16 protein-coding genes are annotated in these 15,869 nt (G+C 76.9%); 10 read left to right on the top strand and 6 right to left on the bottom strand.

Annotated elements, in window-relative coordinates:
* Nucleotides 1-43: 43 nt before the first annotated feature.
* Together FN207_RS22050 and FN207_RS22045 are read right to left on the bottom strand one after the other, a co-directional pair.
* Nucleotides 44-1,576 carry an ATP-dependent DNA ligase gene (locus tag FN207_RS22050; protein WP_142460601.1) on the bottom strand — a complete coding sequence of 511 codons (1,533 nt, stop codon included), beginning with the start codon at nt 1,574-1,576 and terminating at the stop codon, nt 44-46.
* A 12-nt stretch (nt 1,577-1,588) separates the two neighbouring features.
* A complete protein-coding gene (locus tag FN207_RS22045; RefSeq protein WP_221888348.1) occupies nt 1,589-1,897 on the bottom strand; it encodes a DUF2795 domain-containing protein in 309 nt (102 codons plus the stop codon).
* A 167-nt stretch (nt 1,898-2,064) separates the two neighbouring features.
* On the opposite strand from FN207_RS22045, the gene FN207_RS22040 reads away from it, so the two are divergent.
* The 6 genes from FN207_RS22040 to FN207_RS22015 all read left to right on the top strand — a co-directional run bounded on the left by FN207_RS22040 (nt 2,065) and on the right by FN207_RS22015 (nt 7,178).
* Nucleotides 2,065-2,451: a DUF6394 family protein gene (locus FN207_RS22040; protein WP_142460600.1), complete on the top strand. Its 387-nt coding sequence runs from the start codon at nt 2,065-2,067 to the stop codon at nt 2,449-2,451.
* Between the two features lie 28 nt (nt 2,452-2,479).
* On the top strand, nt 2,480-4,264 hold the full coding sequence (locus FN207_RS22035) for a potassium channel family protein (RefSeq protein WP_142460599.1): 1,785 nt from the start codon (nt 2,480-2,482) through the stop codon (nt 4,262-4,264).
* A gap of 24 nt (nt 4,265-4,288) precedes the next feature.
* The gene (locus FN207_RS22030) at nt 4,289-5,503 is read left to right on the top strand and encodes a low temperature requirement protein A (protein ID WP_142460598.1); all 1,215 of its coding nucleotides are present in this window, start codon (nt 4,289-4,291) and stop codon (nt 5,501-5,503) included.
* 100 nt (nt 5,504-5,603) lie between these two features.
* Complete coding sequence (locus FN207_RS22025; protein WP_142460597.1) at nt 5,604-6,116, top strand: universal stress protein; 513 nt, start codon at nt 5,604-5,606, stop codon at nt 6,114-6,116.
* Nucleotides 6,088-6,405, top strand: coding sequence for a hypothetical protein (locus FN207_RS22020; protein ID WP_142460596.1), 318 nt, complete (start codon nt 6,088-6,090; stop codon nt 6,403-6,405). The genes FN207_RS22025 and FN207_RS22020 overlap by 29 nt, the downstream gene beginning before the upstream one ends.
* 98 nt (nt 6,406-6,503) lie before the next feature.
* A complete protein-coding gene (locus FN207_RS22015) occupies nt 6,504-7,178 on the top strand; it encodes a hemerythrin domain-containing protein (protein ID WP_142460595.1) in 675 nt (224 codons plus the stop codon).
* Here the strand turns inward: FN207_RS22015 and FN207_RS22010 are convergent.
* Nucleotides 7,153-9,450: an ATP-binding protein gene (locus FN207_RS22010; RefSeq protein ID WP_185938497.1), complete on the bottom strand. Its 2,298-nt coding sequence runs from the start codon at nt 9,448-9,450 to the stop codon at nt 7,153-7,155. The genes FN207_RS22015 and FN207_RS22010 overlap by 26 nt on opposite strands.
* 93 nt (nt 9,451-9,543) lie before the next feature.
* On the opposite strand from FN207_RS22010, the gene FN207_RS22005 reads away from it, so the two are divergent.
* The 3 genes from FN207_RS22005 to FN207_RS21995 all read left to right on the top strand — a co-directional run bounded on the left by FN207_RS22005 (nt 9,544) and on the right by FN207_RS21995 (nt 12,177).
* Nucleotides 9,544-9,930: an ArsR/SmtB family transcription factor gene (locus FN207_RS22005; protein WP_142460593.1), complete on the top strand. Its 387-nt coding sequence runs from the start codon at nt 9,544-9,546 to the stop codon at nt 9,928-9,930.
* Nucleotides 9,927-10,550, top strand: coding sequence for an SRPBCC family protein (locus FN207_RS22000; protein WP_142460592.1), 624 nt, complete (start codon nt 9,927-9,929; stop codon nt 10,548-10,550). The genes FN207_RS22005 and FN207_RS22000 overlap by 4 nt, the downstream gene beginning before the upstream one ends.
* A gap of 88 nt (nt 10,551-10,638) precedes the next feature.
* Nucleotides 10,639-12,177 (top strand): APC family permease, encoded by a 1,539-nt coding sequence (locus FN207_RS21995; protein WP_142460591.1) that lies wholly within the window; start codon nt 10,639-10,641, stop codon nt 12,175-12,177.
* Here FN207_RS21995 and FN207_RS21990 read toward each other — a convergent pair.
* Genes FN207_RS21990 through FN207_RS21980 form a run of 3 tightly spaced genes read right to left on the bottom strand, consistent with a single transcriptional unit; the run spans nt 12,164 to nt 15,382 of the window.
* A complete protein-coding gene (locus FN207_RS21990) occupies nt 12,164-13,336 on the bottom strand; it encodes a lycopene cyclase family protein (RefSeq protein ID WP_185938496.1) in 1,173 nt (390 codons plus the stop codon). The genes FN207_RS21995 and FN207_RS21990 overlap by 14 nt on opposite strands.
* Nucleotides 13,333-13,716, bottom strand: a complete 384-nt coding sequence (locus tag FN207_RS21985; protein ID WP_142460589.1) for a YchJ family protein — start codon at nt 13,714-13,716, stop codon at nt 13,333-13,335. Before FN207_RS21985 ends, FN207_RS21990 begins: the two co-directional genes overlap by 4 nt.
* A gap of 16 nt (nt 13,717-13,732) precedes the next feature.
* Nucleotides 13,733-15,382: a glycoside hydrolase family 13 protein gene (locus FN207_RS21980; RefSeq protein WP_142460588.1), complete on the bottom strand. Its 1,650-nt coding sequence runs from the start codon at nt 15,380-15,382 to the stop codon at nt 13,733-13,735.
* A 212-nt stretch (nt 15,383-15,594) separates the two neighbouring features.
* Between FN207_RS21980 and FN207_RS26520 the strand changes: the two genes are divergently transcribed.
* Nucleotides 15,595-15,765 (top strand): hypothetical protein, encoded by a 171-nt coding sequence (locus FN207_RS26520; protein WP_185938495.1) that lies wholly within the window; start codon nt 15,595-15,597, stop codon nt 15,763-15,765.
* Nucleotides 15,766-15,869 lie beyond the last annotated feature (104 nt).

Raw genomic sequence — 15,869 nt, 5'->3', positions numbered from 1 at the left:
GGGGCGGGCGCTTGCGGGCCGCTTCGGTCCCGCTTGCCGCCGGTCAGCCCCCGGCGAGCAGGGCGCGCACCGCCTCGACGTCGTCGGCCTGGCCGGCGGTCTTGTCCGGCCGGTACCGCAGCACGCGGGCGAAGCGCAGCGCGACGCCGCCGGGGTAGCGGGTGCTGCGCTGGGCGCCGTCGAGGGCGATCTCGACGACGAGCTCGGGCTCCAGCTCCAGGCCCCACGGGTGCTCGGCGCGGGCGTGCGCGGGGAAGGTGCGGGTCTGCCACGCCAGCAGCTCGTCGGTCATGCCCTTGAACGTCTTGCCGACCATCACCGGCTCGCCGCCATCGGGGTCACGGGCGCCGAGGTGGATGTTGGACAGCGTGCCGGTGCGCCGGCCGTACCCCCACTCCGCGCCGAGGACGACGAGGTCGAGGGTGTGCACCGGCTTGACCTTCTGCCAGGCGCGGCCGCGGCGGCCGGCGGCGTACGGGGCGTCGAGCGCCTTGACCACCACGCCCTCGTGGCCGGCACCCAGCGCCTCGTCGAGCACGGCGGCGGCCTGCTCCGGCGTCGGCCGGCGGACGCCGGGCATCCGCAGCGGGGCGTGCTCGTCGCCGGCGAGCAGCCCGGCCAGCGCGTCGAGGCGGACGGCGAGCGGCTCGTCGAGCAGGTCGCGGCCGTCGAGGTGCAGCACGTCGAAGAGGAAGGGGCTCAGCAGCACGCCGGCATCGGCGCCGTCGCTGCCGAAGCGGCTCATCGTGTCCTGGAAGGCGCGCGGGCGGCCGTCGTCGTCCAGCGCCAGGGTCTCCCCGTCGAGGACGGCGGTGCGGCAGGGCAGCGCGCGCACCCGCTCGACCAGCTCGGGCACGCCGCCGGTCACCTCGCGCAGCGTGCGGGTCCACACCCGGACGTCGTCGCCGTCGCGGTGCACCTGGATCCGGGCGCCGTCGAGCTTGTGCTCCACGGTGACCTCCGGGCCGAGGTCGGCCAGCGCGGCGTCCAGCGAGGAGCCGGGGCTGGCCAGCATCGGCCGCACCGGCCGGCCCACCCGCAGCCCCACCGCCGACAGCGCCTCCTGCCCGCCGCCGAGGGCGAGCGCGGCGGTCTCGTCCAGCCGGCCGGCGAGCATCATGGCGCGGCGCACCTCCGGCGCCGGGACGCCGGACGCGGCGGCGACCGCGTCGAGGACGACGCCCTCCAGGGCGCCCTGCCGCAGCTCCCCGCCGACCAGCCGGACGAGGAAGCGCTGCTCGTCGGCGGTGGCGGCCGTGAGCAGCTCCGCCAGCAGCGCCTCGCGGCGGGCGGCCGAGCCGCTGCCGGCGGTGCCGGCCAGCGCCGTGAACGCCGCGTCGACCGCGGCCACGGTCAGGGACGGCGCATCGGCGGCCGCCGGCGCCGACCTCGCCAGGGTGCGCCAGCCGACCCCGACCCGGCCCTGCGGCAGCTCGCCGGCCAGCCACGCGGCCACCGGCCCGACCTCGCCGGCCTCCGCGGCCCCCAGCGCCGCGGCGATGGCCTGCGCCTTCGCGGTGCGCGAGCGGGTGGCCGCCACGGCGGCGGACGCGGCGACGACGTCGGCGAGCAGCACCCCGCCATGCTGTCAGCCCGGTACGACACCGTCCCCGGAGTCGTCCGGGTGCCCGGTGAACGCGGCCCGGGCGTCGGCGCGGGTGCGCTCGGCCTCGTGGGCGGGCGCGTCGGCGCGGGGCACGGAGGACGGCCGCAGCGAGCGGACGACCTCGTCGGCGTGCGCGTAGTCGATGCCCGGCGGCACCGTCCGGAGGGCGCGCAGCACCTCCTCGGGCGCGCCGTGCCGCTGCGCGGCGGCCAGCAGCGCGTCCTTGTCGGCGGGGTAGTCGACCTCGCCCAGGTGTGCGAGCACGTCCTGTGCGGGAACGATGTCGGCCACGGGATCTCCTCGGGAGCAGGACGGGACGGCCCGGGGCTACCCGCCGTCCGGTCCGGTACGCACCGTCGGCACGAGGACGTCGGTGAGCGGCCCGCGCGCGTTCGGGAGGTGCGCGCCCCCCGGTCCCGTTAGCGTCGGCACCCGCGTCGGATGGGGGTGGTCGCAGCGTGAACCTGGAGAAGGTCGTCTTCGGCTTCTTCGTGCTGCTCGCCGCCACGCTGAACTTCGGCTTCTTCCTCGGCGACATCGACGACCCGGCGGTGCACAACGTCTACGAGCTGTTCGCCGCGCTGGTGGTCAGCCTGATCGCCACGGTGCTCAAGTTCGGCGACCGCACCCAGATCGGCGCGGTCCATCTCGCCACCAGCCTGGTGGCCGACCTGCAGCTGGTCGCGGCCACGTTGACCTGGGCCTGGGCGGTGCACATCTCCAGCGACGGGCTGACCGCGAACGCGACGTCGAGCATGGTGTCGCTGTCGGGCGGCGCGCTGCTGGCCAACGTGGTCTCGGTGGTGCTGCTCGTCGTCGAGACCGTGTCCTTCCAACGGCACTGACCGCCACCGAGAGACACCGAGAGCTGCCATGGAGACCGCGCCGCCGCCCCCGGTGACCACCCGCGGCCGCCGCGCCCGCCGCCGGCCGGTGGTTCCGCGCGCGGAGGGGTCGGCGACGGTGTTCACCGTCCTCCGCCGGATGCGCGTGCCGCTGATCACGCTGATCGTCATCTTCTTCGTCAGCGTGCTGGGCCTGTCCCTCATCCCAGGCATCGACCCCGAGGGGCGGCCGGTCCGGCTGAGCCTCTTCGACGCGTTCTACGTCATGAGCTACACGGCGACGACGATCGGCTTCGGCGAGATCCCCTACTCCTTCAGCTACGGCCAGCGGATGTGGGTGACCGCGACCATCTACCTGACCGTCGTCGGATGGGCCTACGCCATCGGCTCGCTCCTGGCGCTGCTGCAGGACCGCGCGTTCCGGCAGGCGCTGGCGCTGCGACACGTGTCGCGCAAGGTCACCCGGCTGCGCGAGCCGTTCCTGCTCATCTCCGGGTACGGGCAGGCCGGCGAGACGCTCGGCGCCTCCCTCGACGCCCTGGGCCGCCGGTTCACCGTCGTCGACATCTCCGACGTCCGGATCGACGCCCTCGAGATCGCCAACCTCCGGGCCGACGTCCCCGGCATCGTCGGCGACGCGCGCGACCCGCACGTGCTGGGCGTGGCCGGGCTCGGGCACCCGTGGTGCGAGGGCGTGCTGGCCGTCACCGGCGACGACGAGGCCAACCTCGCGGTGACGATGGCCGCCGCGCTGCTGCGCCCGGAGCTGCCGGTGGTCTCCCGCACGACGTCGGCGACGGTGGCCGAGCGGATGTCCGGCTTCGGCTCGCCGACGATCATCAACCCCTTCGACCGGTTCGGCGACCACCTGCGGCTGGCGCTGCGGACCCCGGCGTCCTACCAGCTGATGACCTGGCTGGAGAGCGGCCCGGGAGCGGAGATCACCCCGCGCGGCACCGCTCCCGCGCCGGGCCGCTGGGTGGTGTGCGGCTACGGCCGCTTCGGCCGGCACTTCGCCACCGACCTGCGGGCCGAGGGCCTGGAGGTGACCACCGTCGACCCCTCGCCGGAGGAGGAGCCGACCGTCGTCGGGGACGCCGCGGATCCCGACGTCATCCGCCGGGCCGACCTGACCACCGCGGTGGGCCTGGTCGCCGGCACCGACAACGACACGACCAACCTCTCGCTGGTGGCCGAGGCGCGGCGGATCAACCCCGGCCTGTTCGTCGCCGCCCGCCAGAACCAGCCCGCCGACGCCGCCCTGTTCGCCGCGATGGAGGTCGACGCGCTCCTGGTGCCCACCGAGGTGGTCGCCCACGACGCCTACGCCCGGCTGAGCACGCCGCTGCTGTGGCGGTTCCTGCGCGAGCTGCCGCACCAGTCCGACGAGTGGTCGGCCTGCGTCGTCGAGCGGCTGCTGGACGCCTGCGGCAGCCACCTCGAGGCGCTGTGGAAGGTGCGGCTGACCGCCGAGGACGCTCCGGCGCTGTACCCGCGGCTGGCCGCCGGGGGTTTCCGGCTCTGCGACCTGCTGCGCGACCCCGCCGACCGCGACCGGGCGCTGCTGGCCGTCCCGCTGGTGGCGCTGCGCGACGGGGAGGCGCTGATGGCGCCCGACGGCGACCTGGTTCTCGAGCCCGGCGACGAGCTGTTGTTCGCCGGCCGGGCGGCGGTGCACCGGGAGGTCGAGGCGACGATGTTCATCGACGGCGTCGCCGACTACCTGGTCACCGGCCAGCGGGTGCCGCAGAGCTGGATCTGGCGGAAGCTGACCCGGTCGGCGCCGGTGCCGGAGGCGACCGCCGCGTCCTGAGCGCCCGCCGACGGGGGGAGTGCCGTGGCCGACCAGGGCCTGGGCCGGCGGCTGGTCGACGGCCTGACCGGCCGGGGGGACGCCGTCCGCCCGCCGCAGCTGCGCACCGACGACCACCGCTCGGCCTCGCGCCTGGAGCTCTTCTTCGACCTGGCGTTCGTCCTCGTCGTGGCCGAGCTGGCCATCGCGCTGCGCGAGGACGTGACGCTGCACGGCTTCCTCGTCTTCGCCGGGCTGTTCGCGACGGTGTGGTGGTCGTGGGTGAGCTCCACGCTCTACGCCAACCGCTTCGACCACGACGACGTCGTCTACCGGCTGTACAAGCTCGGCAGCATGGCGGGCGTCGTCGGGCTGGCGGCGTCGGCGTCGGAGGCGACGGGGGAGCGCTTCGCCGTCTTCGTGCTCTGCCAGATCGCGCTGCGCGTGATGCTGCTGCTGCAGTACCGCCGGGCCCACAAGCACGTGGTCGAGGCGCGGCCGATCACCCGGCTGTACCTGCTCGGAGCGGGCGCCGGTGCGGTGCTGTGGGCGGTGTCGCTCGCGGTGCCGCGGCCGGCGGCCTACGCGCTGTGGGCGGCCGCGGTGCTGGTCGAGGCGCTGGTGCCGCTGCTGGCGACGCGGTCGCGGGCCGACGTCCCGCTGCACGTCGAGCACCTCCCCGAGCGGTTCGCCCTGTTCGTCATCCTCGTGCTGGGCGAGCCGGTGGCCGCCGTCGCGCACGGGCTCTACGACGCGAAGTGGTCGGGCGCCGCGCTGCCGGTGGCGGCCCTGGGGTTCGTCCTGGCCGCGGCGCTGTGGTGGAGCTACTTCGACCTCGCCGGCGCGCGGGCGAAGAAGCTGCTCGGCGAGGCGGGGGAGTCCAACGGCGCGCACTCCCACGACGTCTACGTCTTCGGGCACCTGCCGCTGACGCTGGCGCTGGCGACGGTGGGCGCCGGCCTGGAGCTCGCGGTCGTGGAGGCCGCGGCCGGTGAGGTGCCGGCGGGGACCCGGCTGCTGGTGGCCGGCGGGGTCGCGGTCTACCTGGCCTCGGCGAGCCTCACCGCGTCGGCGATGACGGGGGACTCGCGCCGCGGGTGGTGGTGGCCGCTGCTGGCCGCGGTCCTCGCCGCACTCGACGCGCTGCTGGAGCTTCCGGCGTTCGTGGTGATCGGGGCGCTGGCCGCGCTGGTCGCCGTGGTGGTGGTCGCCGGCACGCTGCAGCGGTCCTCCGGCGACCTGGAGACCGAGGAGGTCTGACCGGCCGGCGCGCAGGGACCTCCGACCCTCCCGCCGGCCGCGGCGGCGGCGTGCACTGGACCCGGCGGGTCGTCGAGGACCGGCCGGGAGGTGCGCTGCCGTGGACGCGTTCCCGGGAGGCGACGGGATCGTCGTCGGGGTCGACGGGTCGGCGTGCGCGCGGACGGCGCTGGCCTGGGCCGGGCGGCTGGCCGCCCGGGCGGGGATGCCGCTCCTGGTGGTCCGCGGCTGGAGCCTGACCACCGCACCGCGGCCGGACTGCTGGGAGCCGGCGTACGTGCCGCCGCTGGCGGAGTACGAGGCGGCGGTGCGCCGGGCGCTGGCCGCCGACGTCGCCGCGGCCGGGGTGCCCGCCGACGTCGCGGTGTCCACCGCCGCGGTGCACCGCGCCCCCGTCGACGCCCTGCTGGGCGCGGCCGGGGGTGCCGGGCTGCTCGTCGTGGGCGCCCGCGGGCGTGGGGGTGCGCGGGGGCGGTTGCTGGGATCGGTGGCCACGTCGGTGCTCCGGGGGGCGGACTGCCCGGTGACCGTCGTGCGCCCGAGCAGGACGGCGCCCGGCGCGGGCGCCGCGAGGGAGGAGCGCCATGAGTCCGTCCGATCCGACGCCCGGTGACGACCGGCAGCGCTGGGAGATGTCGCCGGAGGAGAAGCTGATCGCCCAGTGGGAGGCGCAGCACGACGTCGCCGCCCGCGGCTCCCGCTGCGACCCGCTCGGCCTGCAGCACCAGCTCGGCCGGGAGCGCCTCGCCGACCGCACGCGGCCACCGGCCCCCCGGGCCACGGACGCCACCGCGTCCCGGACGGCCGCCGAGGCCGCCGCGGACGCCGAGCAGCGCCCCGAGCCCCCCACGGCCCGGCGGCACCCGTGGCGGCGGTTCCACCACCACGCCTCCGAGCACTGACCCCCTGACCCCACGTTCCCCCCACGGGCCGGACCGTGGGGGGAACGTGGAGGTCCTGTGGGTGGGACGGGCGCGGCGCCGCCGACAGGCTCGCTGCCATGACGAACACCGCTCCCGCCCCTCCCGTCCCGATGGCCGACGTCCGCGACATGTACGTCGTCCACCGCGCCTTCCGCCGGGAGCTGCGTCTCATCCCCGGGCTGGTCCGCGCCGTGGCACCCGGCGACACTGCCCGCGCCGCCGTCCTCGCCCGGCACGCCCGGATGTGCCTCCAGGGGCTGCACCTGCACCACACCGGCGAGGACGAGTTGCTCTGGCCGCTGCTGCTCGAGCGCTGCCCGCCCGACGCCGACCTGGTGCACCGCATGGAGGCCCAGCACGAGCAGGTCGAGCACCTCACCGGGCTGCTCGGCCCGGCGCTGGACCGCTGGGAGGTCGAGGCCCGGCCGGCCGTGGGCGAGGAGGTCGCCTCGACCGTCGACGCGCTGCGCACCGTGCTGCTCGAGCACCTCGACGAGGAGGAGCGCGAGATCCTGCCGCTGGCCGAGCGGCACGTCACGCAGGCCGAGTGGTCCCGGCTCGGCGAGCACGGCAAGGGGCAGATGGCGCTGCGGGACCTGCCGCTGCTGTTCGGCTCGCTGCTCGAGGAGTGCAGCCCCGAGGAGCGCGCCATGATGCTGGGCGTCGTCCCGCTGCCGGTCCGGCTGCTGCTGCGGACCGTCTTCGCCGGGCACTACCGCCGCTACGTCAGGCGGGTCCGGGGGACCGCCTGATCTCCCGGGCCAGGGCCGGGACGTCCTCCGGGCGCACCAGCCGGCCGGCGTCCCAGGCCCGGGCGAAGGCCTCCTCGCCGAGCACCGCCCGCACCGCCGGCAGCTCCTGCGCGGCCAGGGCGACGTCGGGCGGGAACGACACTGCCACCGCCGCGGCCTCCGCCGTCGCCGAGCCCGCCGCGAACAGCCGGGCCGCCAGCTCCGGCAGCCCGCGGTGCGCGGCGACGACGGCCAGGCCGGGCAGCGTGTAGGCCAGCGTCCAGGAGGTGCGGACCTCCGCGGCGAGGTCCGCGGCCTCGGTCCAGCGGTCGAGGGCGCCGTCCTCGTCCCCGGCGAGCGCGGCGAGGGAGGCCTGCACGTTGAGCACCGTGGCCAGGCTGAACGGGCTGCCGAGCTCCCGCGCCAGCGCCTCGGCGCCGGCGAGCTCCGCCGTCCCGCCGGGGAGGTCGCCCGCGCGCAGCAGCAGCTGGCCCCGGGCGGTGACGGCGTGCGTCCGCGCCCACTCCTGCCCGGTCTCCTCCGCCAGCCGCAGCGCCTCGACGAGCTCCCGGCCGGCCGCGTCGAGGTCGCCGCGGAAGACCGCCGCCGACCCGGAGAGCACCAGCGCGAGCGCCCGCAGGTCGCCGGCCCCGGCCCGCGCGGCCGCCGAGGCGGCACCGGCCGCAGCCTCGCCCGTGCCCGGGACGTCGCCGGCCGCGTAGCGCAGGGCGGCCAGCGCGAGCAGCGCCCGGGCGTCGTCGGCCGGCGCCAGGCCGGTCCGGTCGATCCGGGCGACCCAGCCCAGGCCCTCGGCGACGTCGCCGCGCACCGCCCAGTACAGCCACGTCGCGCCCATGACCCGGGCGGTGTCGGCGGCCCGGCCGGCGGCGACGAGCCGCCCGAGCGCCGCGCTGAGGTTGCCGTGGTCGCGCTCCAGGCGGTCGAGCCAGGCGCCCTGCTCCGTGCCGGTCAGCCCCGCCTCCGCCCCGGCGGCGAGGTCGAGGACGGCGGCCGTCGCGCGGTCGGCGGCCAGGGCGGTCTCCCCGGCGTCGGCCAGCCGCCCGGCGGCGTACTGGCGCACCGGCTCCAGCAGCCGGTAGCGCGCCTCGGGACCCTCCTCGGGGACGACGAGGGACTGCTCGGCCAGGCCGCCCAGCGCGGCCAGCACGTCGCCGCCGCCCACCGCCCGCGCGGCGTCGAGGGTGAAGCCGCCGGCGAACACCGCCAGCCGGCGCAGCAGCTCCTGCTCGGCGGCGGTCAGCAGGTCGTGGCTCCAGTCGAGGGCGGCCCGCATCGTGCGCTGCCGCTCGGGCAGGTCCCGCGAGCGGCCGGACCCCAGCGCCTCGTCCAGCCGGCCGAGCAGCGCCGCCGGCGGCAGGTAGCGCGCGTGCGCCGCGGCCAGGTCCAGGGCCAGCGGCAGGCCGTCGAGCCGCCGGCAGATGGCGGCGACGTCGGCGGCGGTGGCATCGGTGAGGGCGCCCGGGCGTCCCGCGGCCGCCGCGCGGTCGAGGAACACCTGCGCGGCGGGGGAGGCGGCCACGGCGCCGGCGCTGCTGCCGGCCGGCAGGGGGAGGGGGCCCAGCGGCCGCTCGCGCTCGGCGCGGACCCGCAGCGGCGCCCGGCTGGTGGCCAGCACCGCCACGCCCGGGCAGCGCGCCAGCAGGTCGGCCACCTCGGGGGCGGCGTCGAGCACGTGCTCGACGTTGTCGAGGACGACGAGGTGGCGGCGGTCGCCCAGCCGGGCGGCGACCGCGTCGGCGACCGGGCCGGACAGCTGCCGGCCGCCCAGGGCGCGGGCCAGCGTGGGCAGCACCAGCCGCGCCTCGCGCACCGGGGCCAGCTCGGCCACCGTGACGCCGTCGGGGAAGTCGGTCGCGACCGCCTGCGCCACCGCCAGCGCCAGCGTCGTCTTGCCCACGCCGCCCGGGCCGGTGAGCGTGACCAGCCGCGCCGCCCCGGAGCGCAGCAGGCCGGCCACCTCGGCGACGTCGTCGTCGCGGCCGAACACCGGCGCGGCCGGCCCGGGCAGGACGGGGACCGGGTCGCCGCCGTCGGCCGGGCGGGCGGCCGCGGCCAGCGCGGCGCGGCCGGCCTCGTCGAGGCCCAGTGCGTCCCCGAGGGCGCGCAGCGTGTGCGGGTGCGGCCGGCGCCGCTCGCCGCGCTCCAGCGCGCTCACCGCCTTGGCGGTCAGGCCCGACCGGGCGGCGAGCTCTTCCTGGCTGAGCGCCGCCCGCAGCCGCGCGCCGCGCAGCAACCCGGCCAGCGGACCGGGGCCGGACGTCGGGGCGCTCACCGGCCGGGAGGGTAGCGGCGGACTCCGGACCCCGGCGATCCGCTCGTCGCATAAGTCTTGACCGATATAAGCAGAGGCTGAAACACTTCCGTCGTGCACGCGTTCGACGTCCTGGGCGATCCGGTCCGGCGGCGGGTCCTCGAGCTCCTCGCCGACGGCGAGCGGTCGGCCGGCGAGGTCACCGCCGTCGTCCGGGAGGAGTTCGGCATCTCCCAGCCGGCCGTCTCGCAGCACCTGCGGGTGCTGCGGGAGAACGGCTTCGCCCGGGTCCGTGCCGACGGCGCGCGGCGGCTCTACGCCGTCGAGCCCGCGCCGCTGCAGGACGTCGACCGGTGGCTCGAGCGGTTCCGCGGCACCTGGGACCGGCACCTCGACGCACTCGCCACCGAGCTCGCCCGCGGGAAGCGGGAGCGCCGCCTGCGCGAGGAACGACCGCCGGACCCCGACCCGGCGGACCCACCCGAGGAGGAGGAACCGTGAGAGACCTGCTGGCCGAGGTCGCCGAGACCGCACGAGAGGTCGCCCGCCGCGGCGGAGGTGAGGACGAGCTGGTCGCCGTCACCGTGCGACGCGAGTACCCGGCGGCCGCCGAGGACGTGTGGGAGGCCGTGACCGACCCCGCGCGACTGGCCCGCTGGTTCGCGCCGGTCACCGGCGACCTGCGCCCGGGCGGCACCTTCGCCGTCGAGGGCAACGCCGACGGCGAGATCCGCGAGTGCTCCCCGCCGTCGACGCTGGTGCTCACCTGGGGCGGGCCGGTCAGCGTCGTCACCGTCCGGCTGAGCCCGGCCGGAGCGGCCACCGTCCTGGAGCTCGAGCACACCGTCCCGGTCGCCTTCGCCGGCAGCGGCGCCGGCGCGCTGTTCGTCGGTCCCGGGTGGGACGTCGCCCTGCTGGGCCTGGGCCTGCACCTGCGCGGTGAGGACGTCGGCGACCCGGTGGTCTGGGAGGGCAGCGAGGAGGTGCGCCGCGCCAACGCCGCCTCCGTCGACGCCTGGGTGGCCACCGTGACCGCCTCGGGCACCGCCACCGCCGAGGAGGTCGCGGGCGGCGAGGCCGCGGCCCGCGCGCAGTTCACCCCCGAGCCCAGCGCCGGCTGAGGCCGCGCGGTCCCCGGCGCCGGGTCGCCGGGGACCGCGCCGTCGGCCAGAGTGACCCCGCGATCACCTCCCCGACGGAAGGCCCCCCGTGCGCCCCCAGGACGACGGCGACCCGCAGCTCGCGGAGTTCGGCTACACCCAGAAGCTGGACCGCAGCATCGGCCGGTTCGCCAGCTTCGCGGCCGGCATCAGCTACATCTCGATCCTGACCGGCACGTTCCAGCTCTTCTACTTCGGCTTCGGCGCCGGCGGCCCGGCCTACGTGTGGTCCTGGCCGATGGTCTTCATCGGGCAGCTCATGGTCGCGCTGTGCTTCGCCGAGCTCGCCGCCCGCTACCCGGTGGCCGGGTCGCTCTACAACTGGACCAAGCGGCTGGGCAGCGCGACGACGTCGTGGCTGGCCGGCTGGGTCATGCTCACCGCCTCGATCGTGACGCTGGCGGCCACCGTGCTCGCCTACCAGATCACGCTGCCGCAGCTGTGGTCCGGCTTCCAGGTGGTCGGGGACGGCACCGGCACCTACGACGTCGCGGTCAACGCCGTCGTCCTGGGCGGCCTGCTGGTCCTGTTCACCACCCTGGTCAACGCCTTCGGCGTGAAGCTGATGTCGCGGATCAACAGCACCGGGGTGTTCATCGAGCTCGTCGCCGCGGTGCTCATCGTCGTGATCCTGGGGGTCAGCGCCACCCGCGGTCCGCAGGAGGTCCTCACCGACACGGCCGGCACCGGCGAGGGACAACCCCTCGGCTACCTGAGTGCCTTCCTCGTCGCCGCGCTCGCCTCCGGGTACGTCATGTACGGCTTCGACACCGCCAGCTCGCTCGGCGAGGAGACGAAGGACCCCGGCCGCACCGCGCCGCGCGCGATCATCCGGGCGATCACCGCGTCGTTCGTCCTGGGCGGGCTGATCCTGCTCTTCGGCCTGATGGCCGCCCCCGACCTCGCCGACCCGCAGCTGGCGTCGAGCTCCGGAGGCCTGCAGTACGTCCTGCTCCAGGTGGCCGGCACGGGGCTGGGCAAGGCGTTCCTCGTGTGCATCGTCGTGGCGATCACCGTGTGCTGCCTGGCGGTGCACACCGCGACGATCCGGATGGCCTTCGCGATGGCCCGCGACAACAACCTGCCCTTCAGCGCGAAGCTGGCCCGCGTGGACCCCCGGCGGCGGACCCCGGTCGTGCCGGCCGTCGTCGTGGGCGTGCTGGCGATCGGCGTCCTGCTGCTCAACGTCCGCCAGCCGCAGATCTTCACCGCGCTGACCAGCATCGCCGTGGTGATGATCTACCTGGCCTACCTGCTGGTCACCGTGCCGATGCTCCTCGCCCGGCTGCGCGGGCGCTGGCCGCTGCCCACCGCGCCGGGGCGCTTCTCGCTGGGCCGCTGGGGCCTGCCGGTCAACGTCCTCGCGGTGCTCTGGGGTGCCGGGATGGCGCTGAACCTGGCCTGGCCGCGCCGCGAGGTCTACAACGCCACCGGCGAGCAGCACTGGTACCTGCAGTGGGCCGCGTTCGTGCTGATCGGCGGCATCGTCGCCGTCGGCCTGGCCTGGTACCTGCTGCGGCAGCGCAAGCGCTCGGGCGTCCTGCCCGAGCACGCCCTGGTGGCCGACCCGCCTCCTACGCCCGCCTGACCCGGGCGGCGGCCCGGCCGACCGAGCGCAGCAGCCGCGCCCGCTGCGGCCCCGGCAGCGCGGCGAACACCCGGGCCATCGCCGCGGCGACGGCCCGCGGCGGCGAGCCGACGTCGAGGTAGCCGCCCCACGCCGCCTCGGGCAGCGTGAAGAACGCGGCGAAGAAGGCGTCGGTGCCCGCGGTGTCCAGCGGCAGCAGCACCTCCAGGCCCAGGCCCAGCAGCGCCGCCGTCGTCCGGGGCCGGGCCGCGCGCACCACCGGCCGCGGGTCCGCGCCGGCCGCCAGCGCCGCCGCCACCCGCGGGCCCAGCCGCAGCGACGACGCCACGCTGTAGCCGGTGGCCGGGTGCACCAGCCCGGCCGCCACCCCGAGCGGGGTGCCCGGACCGGCGGCGCGCGGCCGCCCGTCCAGCGGGATCGCCACCCGCTCGGGACCGCCGGCCGGCCGCAGCCCGTGCGCGCCGAGCAGCGCGGCCAGCCGCGCCCGGAGGTCGCCCAGCGGCACCGGCGGGCGCCCGGCCAGCGAGGTGGCCTCCAGCAGCACGGTGCCGTCGTCGAGGGGCAGGCCGTAGAGGAAGGCCGGCGGCGCGGCGGGGTCGGCCAGCGCCGTCCAGTCCATGAGCAGCGCGCCGCCGGGCGGCACCAGGCCGGGCACCGGGCCCTCGACCACCTCGCCCCATGCCCGTTGTTGCGCTGCCCGCTGCTGCGCGGTCCCCGGGCCGCCGCCGCGGGCGTCGAGGACGCTCCGCCCGGTCAGCCGGGACCCGCCGGCGAGGACGGCGGTCTCCCGGCCGCCGTCGCGGAGCAGGCCGGTCACCCGGCCGGTGCACACCTGCCCGCCGTGCGCGCGGAAGTCGTCGAGCAGCGCGGCGTGCACGACCTCGTTGCGCAGCCGGGCGTAGCCGCGGTCCAGCCGCCGCTCCCCGCCGGCCCCGGTGCGGACGACGGTGGGGGAGTACCGCGCCGCGGCGGTGGCCGGGTCGAGCCCCAGCGGGCCGGCGGCGGCGTCGAGCTGGTCGGCCCACAGGCAGTAGGTCGGCGTCCAGACCCGCAGCGACGGCGCCACCAGGACGGTGCGCAGGCCCGCCGCCGCGCACGCGGCCGCCGCCGACAGCCCCGCCGGTCCCGCCCCCGCGACGACGACGTCGACCGACGTCACCCGGGCTCGCCGTCGACGTAGACCCAGCGGCCCCCGACCCGGCGGAACCGGCTGCGCTCGGCCTGCACGTGCTCCTCGCCGCCGGCGCGGGAGTGCGCGCGGAAGGCCACCGTGCCCTCGGCGTCGAACAGCCCGCCGCCGGTGGTGGCCAGGACCTCCAGGCCGGTCCAGCGCACGTCCGGGTCGAGGGTCAGCGACCGCGGCCGGGTGTCGGTGTCCCACGTCTGCTGCAGGTACGCGGCGTCGCCGACGGCGAAGGCGCTGTAGCGCGAGCGCATGAGCTGCTCGGCGGTGGCGGCGGCCGCCGTCCCGTCGTGCAGCGGCCCGCAGCACTCGGCGTAGGTCAGGCCGGTCCCGCAGGGGCAGCGTCTCGGGGGCACGCCCCGAGTGTGCCGGTCAGGACTCCTCGATCCAGACGGCGGTGTCCGGCGGCAGCGCCACGGAGCGGGCCGAGGTGTGCACGCCCGGGCCGGACTCCAGCAGCACCTGCCCGCGCGAGCGGACCAGCGCCGTGCCGGTGCCCATGTTGACCACGCAGCGCACCGTCCGGCCGCCGCCCGTGCAGCGCACGGTGAGGACGTCGCCGCGGGTGCTCACGGTGGCCTCGCCGCTGCCCAGCGCCGGGTGCTCGGCGCGGATGCCCAGCGCCGTCCGGTAGAGGTGCAGCACCGAGCCGGAGTCGCGGGTCTGCCGGGAGACGGCGTGCCGCTTCCACTCGGCGGGCACCGGCAGCCAGGGCCGTGCCGAGCGAGCGGGGGAGAAGCCGACGCCGGACGTGGCGTTCCACGGCATGGGCACGCGGCAGCCGTCGCGGCCGGCGCGCTCACCGCCGCTGCGGTGGAAGATCGGGTCCTGCTTGGCCTCGTCGGGCACGTGCGCCTGCGGCAGGCCGAGCTCGTCGCCGGCGTAGACGTAGGCCGAGCCGGGCAGCGCCAGCAGCAGCATCGCCGCCGCCCGGGCGCGGGCCAGGCCGGTCTCGCCGCCGCCGAAGCGGGAGACCATGCGCTCCTTGTCGTGGTTGCCCAGCACCCACGACACCGGCGCGCCCACGCGGCCGAAGGCCTCCAGCGCGCTGCCGATCGCCTCGGCGAAGGCCGGCGTCTCCCACTTCGACTTCAGCAGCCGGAAGGACAGCGACTGGTGCAGCTCGTCGGGCCGCGAGTAGAGGGCGACCTCGTCGAGGTCGGCCAGGCAGACCTCGCCGACCAGCATGGTGTCCGGGTACTCGTCGCAGACCGCGCGCCAGCGGCGCCACACGTCGTGCACCTCGGGTTGGTTCCAGGTCATGGCCTGCTCGGGGCCGTGGCCGAAGAGGGTGGGGGAGTACTCGCCCGGGTTGTCGCGCAGCGCGGCGTCCTTGTGGAGGCCGTAGGCGACGTCGACCCGGAAGCCGCTCACGCCGCGGTCGAGCCAGAAGCGCAGCGTCCGCTCGAAGTCCTCGGCCACCACCGGGTCGCGCCAGTTGAGGTCGGGCTGCTCGGGGGCGAACAGGTGCAGGTACCAGCGGCCGTCCGGGGTGCGCGACCAGGCCGGCCCGCCGAACAGCGAGCGCCAGTTGTTCGGCGGCTGCTCCGACGGCGGGGCGAAGTGGTACCGCGCGGCCTCGGGGGAGTCGGGGTCGGCCAGCGCCGCCTGGAACCAGGGGTGCCGGTCGGAGGTGTGGTTGGGGACGACGTCGAGCACCACGCGCAGGCCCAGCCGGCGGGCGTCGGCCACCAGCGCCTCGACGTCGGACACGTCGCCGTACTCGGGGTCCACCGCCCGGTAGTCGACGACGTCGTAGCCGCCGTCGGCGCCGCCCGAGGGGTAGTGGGGGTTGATCCACAGCGCGTCGACGCCGAGCCACGACAGGTACGGCAGCCGGGCGCGCAGGCCCGCGAGGTCACCGATGCCGTCGCCGTTGCCGTCGGCGAAGGAGCGCAGGTAGACCTGGTAGACGACGGCCGAGCGCCACCAGGGCTGCGCGAGCTGGTCCTGGGCGGGCGTCTCCCGGGACCACGGCTGCTGACCGGCCGCGCTGCCGGCCACCACGAGTCGAGCGGACATGCGCCCAGGATCGGCACTCTCCGTGGTCCGGGAGCAGGTCATGCACGCCAAAGAGAGCCGTCATGATCGTCACGTTCCGCCGAACGCGCAGGTGCCGGGCGTGCGGGGTGTCCTCACGCACACCCCGGATGGGTGACCCCTCTGCCGGTGTTGCACCAACCGTCACACGAGTCACGAGCCGCCGTCGCCCGGCGGCAGGGAGTCCCCGCACCATGACCAGCCCCTCGGCCCGGTCCACGGCATCCGCCCCGACCGGCCGCACCGCCTGCTTCCGCCACCCCCGGCACGTCTGGATCGCCAGCTGCCCCGACTGCACCGCCTGGCACCTGGCCGGCGTCCGCGCCGCCCCCAGGACCGGCGACCGGGCCGCCTCGGCGGCCTGAGCGACGACGGCGCCCCTCCGGTCCCCGGCCGGAGGGGCGCCGTCGTGTCCGGGGCTGGTTGACTGGTCGTTGAACGCTCGACCACCGGGGCCCGTGTCCCCGAC

The organism is Geodermatophilus aquaeductus (assembly GCF_900182545.1).
Taxonomy (GTDB): Bacteria; Actinomycetota; Actinomycetes; order Mycobacteriales; family Geodermatophilaceae; genus Geodermatophilus; species Geodermatophilus aquaeductus.
Note: the sequence above shows the minus strand (reverse complement) of the source record. Positions and strands in the feature narration are given on the sequence as shown.